The 13,411-nt window shown below is 72.6% G+C and carries 12 protein-coding genes; 5 read left to right on the top strand and 7 right to left on the bottom strand.

The genetic code is table 11. The features are described 5' to 3' along the window. Window positions 1-72 precede the first annotated feature (72 nt). The gene (locus tag ABZ386_RS40695) at window positions 73-1,944 is read right to left on the bottom strand and encodes a hypothetical protein (RefSeq protein WP_358968551.1); all 1,872 of its coding nucleotides are present in this window, start codon (window positions 1,942-1,944) and stop codon (window positions 73-75) included. A gap of 247 nt (window positions 1,945-2,191) precedes the next feature. Here ABZ386_RS40695 and ABZ386_RS40690 point away from each other — a divergent pair, with 247 nt between their 5' ends. From ABZ386_RS40690 to tgmB, 3 genes are all read left to right on the top strand, one after another. Continuing rightward, window positions 2,192-2,503, top strand: coding sequence for a YkvA family protein (locus ABZ386_RS40690; RefSeq protein WP_351335363.1), 312 nt, complete (start codon window positions 2,192-2,194; stop codon window positions 2,501-2,503). 132 nt (window positions 2,504-2,635) lie between these two features. After that, on the top strand, window positions 2,636-2,827 hold the full coding sequence (tgmA, locus tag ABZ386_RS40685; RefSeq protein WP_031120348.1) for a putative ATP-grasp-modified RiPP: 192 nt from the start codon (window positions 2,636-2,638) through the stop codon (window positions 2,825-2,827). A 16-nt stretch (window positions 2,828-2,843) separates the two neighbouring features. Then, window positions 2,844-3,827, top strand: coding sequence for an ATP-grasp ribosomal peptide maturase (gene tgmB / locus ABZ386_RS40680; protein ID WP_358968548.1), 984 nt, complete (start codon window positions 2,844-2,846; stop codon window positions 3,825-3,827). 36 nt (window positions 3,828-3,863) lie between these two features. Here tgmB and ABZ386_RS40675 read toward each other — a convergent pair whose 3' ends face one another. Next, window positions 3,864-4,067, bottom strand: coding sequence for a hypothetical protein (locus tag ABZ386_RS40675; RefSeq protein WP_031111422.1), 204 nt, complete (start codon window positions 4,065-4,067; stop codon window positions 3,864-3,866). 137 nt (window positions 4,068-4,204) lie between these two features. Next, window positions 4,205-4,678 (bottom strand): hypothetical protein, encoded by a 474-nt coding sequence (locus ABZ386_RS40670; protein ID WP_351335369.1) that lies wholly within the window; start codon window positions 4,676-4,678, stop codon window positions 4,205-4,207. Window positions 4,679-4,863: 185 nt separating this feature from the next. Here ABZ386_RS40670 and ABZ386_RS40665 point away from each other — a divergent pair, with 185 nt between their 5' ends. Further along, window positions 4,864-5,874 (top strand): helix-turn-helix domain-containing protein, encoded by a 1,011-nt coding sequence (locus ABZ386_RS40665; protein ID WP_356618864.1) that lies wholly within the window; start codon window positions 4,864-4,866, stop codon window positions 5,872-5,874. 2 nt (window positions 5,875-5,876) lie between these two features. Here the strand turns inward: ABZ386_RS40665 and ABZ386_RS40660 are convergent, their stop codons facing one another. From ABZ386_RS40660 to ABZ386_RS40645, 4 genes are all read right to left on the bottom strand, one after another. Then, the gene (locus ABZ386_RS40660; RefSeq protein ID WP_114257127.1) at window positions 5,877-6,128 is read right to left on the bottom strand and encodes a DUF5133 domain-containing protein; all 252 of its coding nucleotides are present in this window, start codon (window positions 6,126-6,128) and stop codon (window positions 5,877-5,879) included. Between the two features lie 115 nt (window positions 6,129-6,243). Continuing rightward, window positions 6,244-7,524, bottom strand: coding sequence for a CHAT domain-containing protein (locus ABZ386_RS40655; RefSeq protein ID WP_358968545.1), 1,281 nt, complete (start codon window positions 7,522-7,524; stop codon window positions 6,244-6,246). A 2-nt stretch (window positions 7,525-7,526) separates the two neighbouring features. Continuing rightward, window positions 7,527-9,935, bottom strand: coding sequence for a dynamin family protein (locus ABZ386_RS40650; RefSeq protein ID WP_358968543.1), 2,409 nt, complete (start codon window positions 9,933-9,935; stop codon window positions 7,527-7,529). 673 nt (window positions 9,936-10,608) lie between these two features. Continuing rightward, complete coding sequence (locus ABZ386_RS40645; protein ID WP_358968540.1) at window positions 10,609-11,454, bottom strand: aldo/keto reductase; 846 nt, start codon at window positions 11,452-11,454, stop codon at window positions 10,609-10,611. A gap of 296 nt (window positions 11,455-11,750) precedes the next feature. On the opposite strand from ABZ386_RS40645, the gene ABZ386_RS40640 reads away from it, so the two are divergent. Then, complete coding sequence (locus ABZ386_RS40640) at window positions 11,751-13,286, top strand: acyl-CoA carboxylase subunit beta (protein ID WP_358968538.1); 1,536 nt, start codon at window positions 11,751-11,753, stop codon at window positions 13,284-13,286. The last annotated feature ends 125 nt before the right edge of the window (window positions 13,287-13,411 follow it).

Raw genomic sequence — 13,411 nt, 5'->3', positions numbered from 1 at the left:
ACTCCGCCGGTCCGGATCCGCCGCGGTGACGGGGCGACTCCGCCGGTCCGGATCCGCCGCGGTGACCGGGCGTCACTCCGCCACGGGGCCCGGCTCGGGTGCCGGTGCGGGCGCCCACTGTCGGCTCGCGATGGGCGCCAGTACGCGGAAGACCAGCGCGACGAGGGCCAGCAGTGCCGCGCAGACGGCGACCGCGGCGGCGAGCCAGGGCGGGGCGAGGGCGAGGTCCACGGCCCGGGACAGGGACGCCGCCGGGTAGGAACTCCCGTACGCCTGGGCCCCGGCCAGCACCGTGGGCACCAGCACCGCCCCGGCCAGCACCACGGCGACGGGGCGCAGGGCCAGCAGCAGCGCCAGCACCGTGCACAGCACCGACAGGCCGAGGGCGAACGCGTGCAGGCGCAGGGAGGCGTCGCCGCGCTGGAGCGGGAAGTGGGCCACCGCGCACACGGCGAGTGCCAGGGCGGCGAGCCAGCCCGACCAGGACACGGAGCGGGCGAAGCGCTCCTGGGCGCGGTCGCGGTCCGGGGGCGGGGCGTCGAGGGTCCGGTGGGTCTCGCCGGCCGCGGCCTTGCGTGCCGCACGGCGCTTGCCCGGCCGGGCGGGCACCCCGGGCTCGGCGGCTCCGCCGCCGGGGTGCGACATCCCGTTCGGCGGGCGGCGCTCGCGGTCCAGGCGCTCCAGGCCGAGGCGGTCGATCAGCTCGACCAGTTCGCCGACGGACCGGCCGGTGGCGGCCGCCCGCAGTGCCTCCTCGCGGACGTGGGGCTCCTGCGGCTCCTTGTGCAGCAGGGTGACCAGCCGGGTCACCTCCTCCACGGGGCGGTGGGCGGCCGCGGCCCGGATCGCCTCGTCCGCGCAGTCGGCGTCGCGCGGAGGCTTGGTCAGCAGGGCGATCAGCCGGGAGACGTCCTCCACGGGCCGGGTCACCCCGGCGGTGCGCAGCGCGTCGACCTTGGCCTGGGTGTGGTCGGGCGACTCCTCCAGCGAGGTGATGAGGTCGACGACCTCCTCCAGCGGCCGGTCCGCCACGGCGGCGTGCACCAGGTCGCTGACCGCGTCGCCGTACGGCACACCGCCGGTGCCCGGCCCGGTGCCGGGCCGGAGCTCCACCGGATTGTCGTCCAGCGAGCGGATGACGAACGGCCGCGCAGGGGCGTGGTCGGTCTGGTCCTGGCCGGGCGCGGGCGGCTGCGCGGGCTCGTGGGACGCCTGGGGCGTCCGGTCCGGAGCGACAGCACCGGGTTGCGCGTCCACCGCTTCGGTCCCGCCCGGGGTTGAGGCACCGGGGTGAGCGTCCGCCAGGCCGCTCCGGTCCAGGACGGGGGCGCCCGACTGTCCGTCCGTCACCGTCAGGTCGCCGGGGGCGGGATGTGCGGTCGCGTGGTCCAGGTGAGCGGGGCCGGGGGCGGCGGGCCGCTCGGCCGCCGAGTCCACCGGGCCGGAGCCCGGCGCGGCGGCGGGCCGCTCCGCCGCCAAGTCCGCCTGGCCGGAACCCGGCGCGGCGGCGGGCCGCTCCGCCGCCAAGTCCGCCTGGCCCGAGCCCGGCGCGGCAGTGGGCCGCTCGGCAGGTTGGTCCGAGACGGGGGCGACGGGCCGCACGGACGCCTCGGCCGGGCCGGGGGAAACGGGCCGCGCCGGTGCCTGATCCGCAGGGTCGAGGCCGGGGACAGCGGGCCGCGTCGACAGCCGGTCCGCCTGGCCCGGGCCCGGAGCGGCGGGCGCGGCGTAGGACAGGTCCGCGTGGTCCGGGCCAGGGGCCGCGGGCCGCTCGGTCGGCCGGTCCGGCCCGTCGGGGCCCGGCGCGGCGGGCTGCGTGCTCGTCTGCTCCACCTGGTACGTGCCGGTGGCGACGGTGGTCTCGGCGGACGGCTGGGCGGACCCGTTCGGCTCGTTGGGTATGGCAGGTTCGTTCGAGCGGGGTGATGAAGAGCAGGTGGTCATACTCGCCTCCATGGGAAGAGTGCGGCCGCTCCTGCGCCCCCCGTCGTGTGACGAGCGACGTTACGGTGACCATTACTAGGCGCCCCCGTCACACCGTGCCACTCGGGTGAGCCACCGGGATGACCGCCCGCACGGGAAAATCCGCCGACGCGCCGACATGTCGGGCCCCGGGCGCAATACAGCCGCCGGAAACGGGAATCCAGGAAGGGACACCCCGTGTCGCGGCACGCCAGGAGGAGGGCAGCCCGTGGATACGACCACAACGGTGATCATTCTGCTCGCGGGTCTCGCGGCCCTCGTCCTCGCCTTCGCCGTCGGCGTCCTCGTGCGGCTGGTGCGGACCCGGCGCGATCTGCGGCGCGCGGGGCTGCCCACCGGCCCGCGGTGGGTCTTCTGGGGCGCGGTCCTCTATTTCGTGCTCCCCGCCGACCTGCTGCCCGACCCCGTGTACCTGGACGACATCGGTGTCCTGCTGCTCGCTCTGCGCACTGTCCGCGGCTCCCTCGGCGAGCGGGAACGCAGTACGTCACACCGGCCGGACCGTCAACCGGCCCGATGACTACGGAAAGTAAGGAAACCAACCACCCGTTCGATTCGTATAAGTCTCTGGAAGCCGAAACGAGCCGGCGGACCGGGTGGCCGCGCCCCTGGACCTTCGCTTGATCGGCGTAGTACCGACGAGGGAGAGACGATGCAACCGTTCGCGCTCAACTACGCGCGCCCGGCAGTGGAGTTGGAAGCGGCCACTCCGTACGTGTACGACGCCGGGCTGCAGCTGAACGTGCTCCGCGACGGCCGGGTCGCCGCCTGCGACTTCGCCGTGTTGAGAGAGTTCGGCACCACGACGTCCACCGCCGGTTCCAAGACCCACTTCGACGACTGACCGCGGGCCGCCGAAGATGACCGTACTGATCCTCACCTGTGAGGAGGACGTGACCGCGGACATGGTGGTCGTGCACCTGAACGGCGCCGGGGTTCCGGTGGTCCGGGTCGACCCCGCCGACCTCACGGGGGGCGTCGCGCTGTCAGGGGAGTACGTCCACGGCCGGTTCCGCGGCCATCTGTCCGCCGGGGGGCGGCTGGTGAGCATCGGGGGGTTGCGGTCGGTCTGGGTGCGCCGGCCCGGCACCCCGGCCGCGCGGGCGACGCAGCCGTCCGCGTGGCTGACCGAGGAGGCCGCGCAGGCGCTCTACGGCATGCTGCGGGGCTCGGACGCGCGCTGGATGAACCATCCCGACGCGGCCGGCCGGGCCCGGCACAAGCCCTGGCAGCTGCGTCTGGCCCAGCGGTGCGGCCTGCCCGTGCCGGCGACGCTGATCACGACCTTCCCGCGCGCGGCCCGGGAGTTCGCCGAGCGCTACCCGGACCTGGTGGTCAAGCCGGTGTCGGGCGCGCATCCGCAGGACCCGCCACGGGCGGTGCCGACGACCCGGGTCGCGCCGGACACGGACTTCTCCGCCGTCGCGTTCGGGCCGACGCTGTTACAGCGGCGGATCGCCAAGCGGGCCGACATCCGGCTCACCGTCGTGGGCGGGCGGATGCTGGCCGCCCGCAAGGCGACCGCTGCGGACGCGGATCCCGACGAGGTCGACGTGCGGTTCGCGGCCCCCGGCGCGCCCTGGCAGCCGGCCGACGTGCCGCCGCGCGTCGCTACGGGCGTCCTGGCCTATCTGCGCGAGGCCGAACTGGCGTACGGCGCCTTCGACTTCGCGGAGGACGCCGACGGGACCTGGTGGTTCCTGGAGTGCAACCAGTCGGGGCAGTTCGGGTTCGTCGAGGTGGAGACGGGGCAGCCGATCGCCCGCACCATCGCCGAGTGGCTGGCCCGGCCGGTCCCGGAGGAGCCGTCGCGCGTCAACGGCTCGAACGCGACGGCGCGCTGAGCACCGGGCCCGGCGCACACCGGGCCCGCCGCCGGGTCACTGAGGTCGCGGGCCGGGGAGCATGCCGGCGCGCTGCCAGCCCGCTCCCGGGGAGTGCGGCCGGTCGTAGCCGAGGGACTGCGAGGGCCGCATGACCAGCTCCAGTTCCCTGCTCACACGTTCGGCCTCGCGGCGCACCTGTGCGGGTACGTCGCCGCGCTCCGCGATGAGTCGGTCGTAGATGGGGGAATCCTGGAACACCCGTCAACGTGCCTTTCTGCTCGTCGGCCCCACGAGGGCGAGACTGCGAGTGTAGGCGGCACAGAGTCCCGGAGTGTGAATTCCCTGGGATGACTTGACGCAGACCGGACATCCGTGACAGGCGAAACGGGGCGGTCTCAGGCTCCGGTCGTGGAACCCGGCCGGACGATCATCAGGACGGTGACCGTGGCCCAGAGCAGGTTGAAGATCCCGGTGAACATGGCGAGTTGCACGGTGTTCCGGTGGTCCACGGTCTGCTCGCCCTTCAACTGCCCGAGGAGTTCCTCCTGACGGGGCAGGACGAACGCGACCAGGACGCCCGCGGCAGCGGCGGTCAGCGCGATGGAGGTGACGAGCCATCCGCTGCCCAGGACGCCCATCGCGGCGCCGGTGGCGAACCCGAAGAGCGGGACCGTCAGTCCGACACCGGCGTAGACGCGGCAGATGCGGTGGAGCAGCGCGACCGTGCCGAGCTCCGACGGGCCGGGGGCGCCGCCGCCCGCGGGAGCCGCGCGGCGCGCCGCCGGAGGGAACATGCTGGCCGCGACGGTCACGGGACCGATGGCGACGATGGCGGCCAGGACATGGAGCGAGAGCAGGATCTTGGTCACCGGGGCTCTTTCCGTGCAGACGATCGACAGCGCTCACGCTAGGAAGCCCCGACGTGATCTCCCAGGGGCTGGAACGACAGCTTCCCACGGGTTCCCGCCAACTCCCCCGACCTGCTCCTCTGCTGCGGGAGCCACCGCGGTCCCCATGTCACGGGGTTGGCGGAAATGCCCCTAGGGTGGCGGCCATGCACACCGTGGCGATCCTGGTTCTCGATCACGTGGTGCCGTTCGACATGGCGGCGCCCCAGCAGACGTTCGCGTGGACCCGGCTGCCGGACGGGCGGCCCGCCTACCGGGTCCGGTTGTGCGCCGAGACACCGGAGGTGCGGGCGGACGGCGGTTTCACCCTGCGCGTCGACCGGGGACTGGAGGCCCTGGCCGAGGCGGACACCGTCATCGTGCCGGGCTGCTCGCCCGAGGCGGCGCCGCCCTCCGCCCGGGTGCTGGCCGCCCTGCGGCAGGCGGCCGAGGCCGGTACCCGCATCGCGTCCGTGTGCGTGGGCGCGTTCGTCCTGGCGGAGGCGGGGCTGCTGGACGGGCTGCGCGCCACCACGCACTGGGTCGCCGCGGGCGACCTGGCCCGCCGGTTCCCGCAGGTCGAGGTGGAGCCGGACGTGCTGTACGTGGACAACGGGCAGATCCTCACCTCGGCCGGTGCGGCCGCCGCGCTGGATCTGTGCCTGCACATGATCCGCCGGGACCTGGGGTCGGCCGTCGCGGCGGGCATCGCCCGGATGTCGGTCATGCCGCTGGAACGCGAGGGCGGCCAGGCCCAGTTCATCGTGCACGAGCACCCGCCCGTGCCCCGGGGCTCGGCGCTCGAACCGCTGCTGGAGTGGATCGAGGACAACCTCGCGCAGGAGGTGACGCTCGGCGCGCTGGCGGCGCGCGCGGGGATGAGCGAGCGGACCTTCAGCCGCCGCTTCCGTGAGCAGACCGGCACCACGCCGTTGCAGTGGCTGCTGCGGGCGCGGGTGCGGCGCGCCCAGTACCTGCTGGAGAACACCGACCACTCGGTCGAACGGATCGCGGGGCAGGCCGGGTTCGGGTCACCGACCGCGTTCCGGGAGCGGTTCCGCAAGGTGGTGGGCACCACGCCGTACGCGTACCGCACGGCGTTCCACGGGAAGACCGCTGCCCCGGCGGCCCGTTCCCGGACCGCCGGGGCAGCTCCGGGTCCGGGCCCGGGCTCCTGATCTCAGCCGACCAGCGTCAGACCGTTCTCCCCGTCCGCGTCCGCGGCAGCGGACCGCTCCTTGGTGAGCAGCAGCACATCCGCCTTGGCGATGGCATCGCTGATGTCGGACGTCCCCATCATCACGCACAGCGTGTAACTGACGTCGTCCAGTTCGCGTGCCGTCGCCGGCGTGTGCCTCTCCGCTTGAGCGATCCTCAGCGACGCATACCGCGTCAGCAGCTCTCTGACGGCCTTCCGGTCCGGTACGAGCACGTAGCGCCCCTCTCTGTGGTTTGCGCTGCGTATGCCCGAACCACGCGGAAACATTCACACCTTTTTCTCAGCAGTGACGGATCTGACGAGAAATGACCACCCGCTGATCGACGGATCATCGTGTGGTCTCCAGCCGACTGTCGATTCCGCAGTGCAGCGTGTAGGTCAACGCCAGCGGGTTGGAGAACTCCCGTGCGAAGCGGTGCACGAGAGCCATGGTGATCTCGCCGGCCGTCAGACCACTGCCCAGATAGAGGTCGAGGAACGCGTAGGCGTACTCCGCCGCGAAGCTCTGCGGGATCTCTATCTGTGAGCCCAGCACACCGCACGCGCCCATGTCGACCAGGGCTCTGCCCAGATGCTCGAGTTCCGGCGAGGCGGCTGCCTGGCCGGTGTGGCAGGCGTTGAGGAGGACGAACGGACGGAAGATCGCGTCCGTGGAGCCTCGGTACCTGGTCCGTTCCCGCAGGATCAGATCCGCGTCGACGCACCGTTCGTCGGACAGCTTGACGGCGAGGTGCGGATGCTGCGAGCCGTTGTCGACGAAGCGCCCGTGACACCAGAAGTACATGATGTCGTCGTCCAGTACGGCATCGGACAAGGCACTCAGCAGCGCCGCGGACTGCGTCCGCACCGTCAGGGTCGCGCGTTCCTCCAACAGCTTGCGGACCTGCGGTGCCCGGCCCACTTGAGCAAGGGCCACATCCGTGTTGAGGCTCGCCGCCGGCAACCGGCGAGGAGCCACCTCACCCTGGATCACCGGGTACGACGCCCCGGTCTGCTCCACCTGGTGCCGGTAGCCGAGGAATCCGGAGAACGCGTGCGGGGCGTCCGGCGTTTCGACGGCGAGCATCGGCCAGGGCAGATGGAGGTCGGAGTCGAAGCTGATGCGCAGTCCTTCCTCCCCGCCGAGCACGCCCAACAGGTGCGCGCGGAACTCCCTCACCTCATGGTTCTCCCCGGCGAGGAGCCGGTCGAGCAGGTACTGGCCCTCCCTGGCGAGCTCGGTCGTGAGCAGTTCGGCGTCCGCCGCGTACGGGGTCAGATCGGCCGCGTCGGCGAGCGGGTATCCAGCGACGGCGGTGCCGTCGCCGTCCACGAGCTGATGCCGTACGAAGAGATCGCGCCAGGTCGTACGCAGTCGTCCGGCCGTCCTGAGGACGGCGGTGGCGGTCGCGGTGAGGTACGCATGGTGGATCCGAGTCCGTGGGCTGCGCTCGCCGGGCCTGAAGGCCGTCATGTGGAGCCCGTCGGTTCCACTGCGTCGCAGGGCGACGATGAGGTCCAGCGGTGCGTCACCGGGCGGTGCCGCGTCAGCCCCGCCCCGCCTCGCGGGCAGAGCCGTGAAGTCGCGCGACGGATTGTGCAGAACACGAACCGTCGCCTCCTCGGACATGGTCAACTGCTTCCCCCTCCGGCAGCGCCGGAGACCGGCGCGAGGAGGGGCGCCGGGACGTGGACGATCGCCTCGAAGTCCTGGAGCACGCGTCCCTGGTCCCGGTCGTACACGGTGAAGCGCAGACGGTGAGCGCCGGGTTCACGCGCGATGAAGGTGAACGCCGCGGGCGGGCCTTCGACGGCGTACTCCGCCGCCGGTGGCTCGAGGGAAGCCGCGGACCCTACGGAGGAGACCAGCACCATGGGAGGCAGCATGTCTTCCGCTGCCGCCCCGCCGGGGCCGGCCGGTTCGAGTCGTACGTCCACCACGACCGGCTCGCCGACCCGCAGGGCCGCGGTCCGCAGGGTCAGACGAGGCGCCCACGACTGCGGCCCGCCCGTGGCCGGTCCGAGGCCCTGGCCTGCGGCCGTCTCCTCGGTGGCGCGCATCTCCTCGACGAGCAGGCGGTACTCGGCTTCGATGTATTGCAGCGAGTCGAGGCAGGACATCAGATCCGTCTCTTGTCGCCGCGCGGACCGGGCCCATGACCGTATGTCTTCCCGACTGCGGTTCTCCGCGGCATGGAGGAACTCGCGCAGGGGCTCCACAGCCAGTGCCGCCACTTCCTCGGCGTCGCGCGACGCTCCCTTGCGCAGTGCCGTGGCCACCTTCTCGGCGGTCTCGGCCCGCAACCGCGCCTCCAGTTCGGAGAACGAGGACAGGGAGATCAACCAGACGGCGACCTGCGCCATGCCGGGGAGAGGCACACTGCCCAGGATGCGGTCCAGCGTCGAGAAGGAGGTCGGTGTCACCGAGGTGGCCGCCAGCAAGCGCGTCAAGGTGAAGTCCGCGAGCGGGTCGGCGGGCGCCGTGTCGAAGAGACCGGCCAAGTGATCCAAGGCTTCCCGCACCGTGCCACGCACCGTGTCGGTCCAGAGGTCCACCTCCTGCTGCGCCCGCCGCAGGAGCAGACCGGTCAGTTCATCGGCCCTGGCCCGCAGAGTGTCCTGCAGCCGGAGTCCCACCTTCGCCGTGAGCTGCGCCTCCGTCGCCCACCGCGGGCACTCGTCGGCGACGTGGTTGAAGAAGCGCTCGCCCTCCACCACGATCGACTCGCGGGTCCGTTCGATGAGAAGCGTCCCCTCTCGACGAGCGTGCCACAGCCGTTCGGCGAGGACGGCTTGGTCGCTCCGCAGTACGTGCAGCGCGTCGTGCCCGGATGCCACCAGGGAGTCCACCGTCATTCCCAGGTCACGAGCGGACCGCAGGAGAGCGGGCGCACGCTGCGCCGCGGCCCGTCGTAACAGTGCCCGTTCGAGTTCGGCCAGGCCCGTGTCCGGGATCGCCGTACCGTCCTGTCCGCCGCCGGCCGTCGGTGTCCCGCGAGCATGGACGAAGAACAGCGCGTCACCGGCGCGCATCAGCGGAGTCACCTGCTCGCGCAGGTGCGCGCGCAGGGCGGACCGCTGGTGCTCGGGGACCCGGTCCTCCTTGGTGACGACGAGGAAGGCGGGGACGGCCCTCGGTGCTCGTAGGCGATCGCCTAGGAACCGGGCCTCCGTGAAGGACAGCGGATCGCTCGCCGTCAGCACCGCGATCAGCAGATCGGCACCGAGCACCGCTGGGCCCGTGTCGTGCCGCCCGTAGGAGTGGTCGGCGTCCATGCCGGGTGAGTCGACGAAGACCAGTCCCTCCTGGCACAGCTCCGCGGGCCAGTGGATCTCGGCGCGCTCATAGCGCGCCTTTGGCCTCAAGCTGTCGCGGCCGGGCGCAAGGTGCGCCGCGACGTCCCGCACGGTGACCTCTGTGCGGGGCGCTGGCGGGGATCCGCCGGAGCGGGCCGGATACAGGTAGGCCGTGGGGGCCGGTCCGTAGGAGACCACGGTGGTCACCCCGGTGGTGCGCTGCGGGGCCTGGGGGAGCACCTCCGCGCCCAGGAGGGAGTTGATCAGGGTGCTCTTGCCCACGCGGCTCCGGCCGACCACCACGACACGGAAGCGGTCGTTCGCCAGGGCGGAGGATTGCCTGAGGAGCCGCTCGTGCGTGTCTCCCCTGCCGAGAGCGCCGGCTGCCGCCGCGGTACGCCGCACCAAGGCGATCAGGCGGCCGCGATGGTGATCCCCGGGCACGTGACCCGACCGGGACTCGACCGGGTCCGTCGGCGTGTCCGGTTCGCCGGCCCGCTCGGCCCATGCGCGAAGAGCCGCACCGAACTCCGCGTCCGCGGCGGCCCGTGCGGACAGAGCGGCGCTCAGCAGGTGAGCACGCGCTGCCCGGGCCGGCTCCTCTTCCAGCGCCGCCATCTCGCGAGCCCCCGGTCCGACGGAGCCGCGCACCAAGTCACTCAGCGCGGCCCACGCCTGCCGTTCACGCTCACCGGCGTCACGCCTCGCCAGCGACATCAGCAGTCGCGCAGGAATGTCGACCACGGCTCACCCCGCCCCCTGGACGCTCCGCGACAGCGCCCTCACGACACGTTAGCGCCTGGACGACCGCCGATGGGCCGCTACGGGATCGGTCAGTCGTGGCCGGCGGCCCCGTGGGCTGCGCTGTACCGGCCCGGGGAGGAGGCGGCGTCCTCCGCGGAACCGTTTATTCGCGTGCTCGCGCGGGGCAGCGTCCCAGGGCACCGTCGGTGCGCATCGCCAAGGGAGCGACAAGGAAGGTGGGGAACGTGCGTATCAAGCGAGCGCTGACCGGTTTAGCCGCATCCGTGTTCATCGGAGGGGCTGCCGTCCTGGCCACCGCCGGGCCCGCACAGGCCAATGAAGTCCAGTGCCAGAACTACCTCCACCAAAAGGGCTACGCAGTCGGCCCCCGGGTGAAGGAGGCGTGCCGTGTGGCAGAGAGGGTGGATACAGGCATGTGCCGGGACCTGCTGCTCATAGCCGGAGTCAGCCGCAACCACGCGACGACGGCCTGTGCTCTCGGAGCCCTCTGAACAGCTCGGCCCGCCGCATGCTTCCGCCGGCCGCGCAGAGCGACGGCGGAAGCGCCGCGTGGTAGTCGCGGCAGCGGTGTGCGCATGGTGCTCGCGGTTCGAGGCGACCGCTCGGAGCCGACGCCGGAGGGCGCGTCCGCGGAGGAGGACCGGCGGCGCGCTCAGGCTCCGTCCAGTTCCGCCAGTTCCTCGGGCGTCAGGGTGAGGTCCGTGGCGGCGGCCGAGTCGCGGATGGTCTCCGGGCGGCTCGCGCCCGGGATCGGCACGACGACCGGCGACTTGGCGAGCATCCACGCCAGGCACACCCGCTGCGGGCTCACCCCGTGCGCCTCGGCGATCCGGGCGAACGGGGCGTGGGCGGAGCCGAGTTCACCGGCCCGGGAGATGCCGCCGAGGGGGCTCCAGGGCAGGAAGGCGATGCCGAGTTCGTCGCACAGGCGCAGCTCCGGCTCGCTGGAGCGGAAGGCCGGGGAGAACTGGTTCTGCACGGAGACCAGGCGCCCGCCGAGGATGTCGTCGGCCTGCCGGATCTGCTCGGGGTTCGCGTTCGAGATGCCGGCCATGCGGATCTTGCCCTCGTCCAGGAGGTCCCGGATCGCGCCGAGGGACTCGGCGTAGGGGACGCGCGGGTCGGGGCGGTGGAACTGGTAGAGCCCGATGGCCTCCACGCCGAGCCGGCGCAGCGAGGCCTCGCAGGCCGCCTTGAGGTGGCGGGGGCTGCCGTCGAGGGTCCAGCTGCCGTCGCCGGGGCGCAGGTGGCCGCCCTTGGTGGCGACCAGTACGTCGGCGCCGCGGTCGTGGGAGGCGAGGGCCTTGGCGATGAGGGTCTCGTTGTGACCGACCTCGTCGGCGTCGCGGTGGTAGGCGTCCGCGGTGTCGATCAGGGTCACTCCGGCGTGGACGGTGGCGAGGGAGCGGTCCTCGTCCGGTCGTCCCTCGATGGACATGGGCATCGCGCCCAGTCCGATCGCGCTGACCTCGACGTCACCGATACGGCGGGTGTGCATGGGCTCGTGACCTCTTCCGGCTGTCGTTCCGCTTGTCCGGCGATGGTGCGGTCCAGCCTGGTCGCCGCATGCCCGGACGTCCAATAGAAGAAGGAGAACGCATTCAGCACCCGCGCCACTGAATCGCGTCCGGCGGTCCCTTGTCACACGGGTATGAAATTCGGCGCCGGAGCACTCAACTCCCCCACACAGTACGGCGATCCGCACGGCCCTCCCCCGCCTCGCTGCCATATTCGAGAACCGCTTCGGAGGTGGTTGTGAGCACAGAAGTGACAGCATCCGGTCCGGGGGAGATCGTGACGCACGCGCCCGGGAGCACCGCGGAACGCGTCGCCGGCCTGGCGGACCGCCGCGCGCGGGCGGTGGCCCCGGGCGGACCGCGCAGACGCGGGGAGTTCTCGGCCCGGGAGCGGATCGAACGGCTCGTGGACCAGGGCTCCTTCACCGAGACCGGCCTGTTCGTGCGGGCCCGGCCCATCGGGCAGGACGACCGACGTCCCTACGGCGACGGGGTCGTCACCGGGTACGGCACGGTCGACGGCCGCCCGGTGTGCGTGTTCGCCCAGGACTCCGCGGTGTTCGGCGGCAGCATGGGCGAGGCCTTCGGCGAGAAGACCGTCGCGCTGATGGAACTGGCCCTGAAGACCGGCTGCCCGGTGATCGGGCTCAACGACGGCGGTGGCGCCCGCATCCAGGAGGGCGTCGCCGCGCTCGCCCTCTACGCCGAGCTGGTGCGCCGCAACGTCAAGGCGTCCGGGGTGATCCCGCAGATCTCGGTCGTGCTCGGGCCGTGCGCGGGCGGTGCCGCGTACTCGCCGGCGATCACCGACTTCACGGTGATGGTGGACGGCGCCTCGCACATGTTCGTCACCGGCCCCGACGTCATCGAGACGGTCACCGGCGAGCGGACCACCGCCGAGGAGCTGGGCGGCGCCCGCACCAGCAACGCCGTCAACGGCAACGCCCACTTCCTGGCCGCCGACGAGGAGGACGCCCTCGACACCGTGCGCGACCTCCTGTCGTACCTGCCCGCGAACAACCTGGAGCGGCCCCCGGAGTACGCGCCCGGGCACGCGCCCTCCGGGGCCGGGCTCGACAGTGTCGTCCCCGACCGGCTCGGCGAGGCCTACGACATGCGGGACATCCTGCACGCCGTCGTCGACGACGGTGAACTGCTCCAGGTGCAGGAGCTGTTCGCGCCGAACATCATCTGCGCCCTGGCCCGCGTCGAGGGCCGCTCGGTGGGTGTCGTCGCCAACCAGCCGCTGCACGCCGCCGGGGTCCTCGACATCGACGCCTCCGAGAAGGCGGCGCGGTTCGTGCGGTTCTGCGACGCGTTCGGCATCCCGCTGCTGACCTTCGCCGACGTGCCCGGCTACCTGTCCGGCGTGCGGCAGGAGCAGGCCGGCATCATCCGGCGCGGGGCGAAACTGCTGTACGCCTACGCCGAGGCGACCGTGCCCAAGGTGACGGTGGTGGTGCGCAAGGCGTACGGCGGCGGTTACGCGGTGATGGGGTCCAAGCACCTGGGCGCCGACGTCAACCTCGCCTGGCCCACCGCCCGGATCGCCGTGATGGGCGCCGAGGGGGCGGTGGGCGTGCTGCACCGGCGCGAACTCGCCGCCTCCGACGACCCCGAGGCCCTGCGCGCCCGGCTGCTCGCCGCGTACGAGCGCACCCACGGCACCCCGTACCTCGCCGCCGAGCGCGGCTACGTCGACGCCGTCATCGCGCCGCGCGAGACCCGGGGGCAGGTGTGCCGCGCGCTGCGCGCCCTGCGCGGCAAACGCGCCCCGATGCCGGAACGCCGGCACGGCAACATCCCCCTCTGACCACATCTCCGACCACATCTTCGACCGCGCCTGCCTGACCCCGCCTGTCTGACCACATCCCTCTGACCGACTCCCTCTGACCGCCCTTTCGCGACTCGTCAGCCGATCCGCGCCGTGAGGAGCCC

Origin of the sequence: Streptomyces sp. NPDC006140, from assembly GCF_040628815.1 — a bacterium.
In the GTDB taxonomy this organism is placed as follows: domain Bacteria; phylum Actinomycetota; class Actinomycetes; order Streptomycetales; family Streptomycetaceae; genus Streptomyces.
Note: the sequence above shows the minus strand (reverse complement) of the source record. Positions and strands in the feature narration are given on the sequence as shown.

Coding starts and splice junctions, on each gene's coding strand:
- ABZ386_RS40695 (WP_358968551.1), bottom strand. CDS start 1,944: ATGACCACCTGCTCTTCATCACCCCGCTCGAACGAACCTGCCATACCC.
- tgmA (WP_031120348.1), top strand. CDS start 2,636: ATGCAACCGTTCGCGCTCAACTACGCGCGCCCGGCAGTGGAGTTGGAA.
- tgmB (WP_358968548.1), top strand. CDS start 2,844: ATGACCGTACTGATCCTCACCTGTGAGGAGGACGTGACCGCGGACATG.
- ABZ386_RS40665 (WP_356618864.1), top strand. CDS start 4,864: ATGCACACCGTGGCGATCCTGGTTCTCGATCACGTGGTGCCGTTCGAC.
- ABZ386_RS40655 (WP_358968545.1), bottom strand. CDS start 7,524: ATGTCCGAGGAGGCGACGGTTCGTGTTCTGCACAATCCGTCGCGCGAC.
- ABZ386_RS40645 (WP_358968540.1), bottom strand. CDS start 11,454: ATGCACACCCGCCGTATCGGTGACGTCGAGGTCAGCGCGATCGGACTG.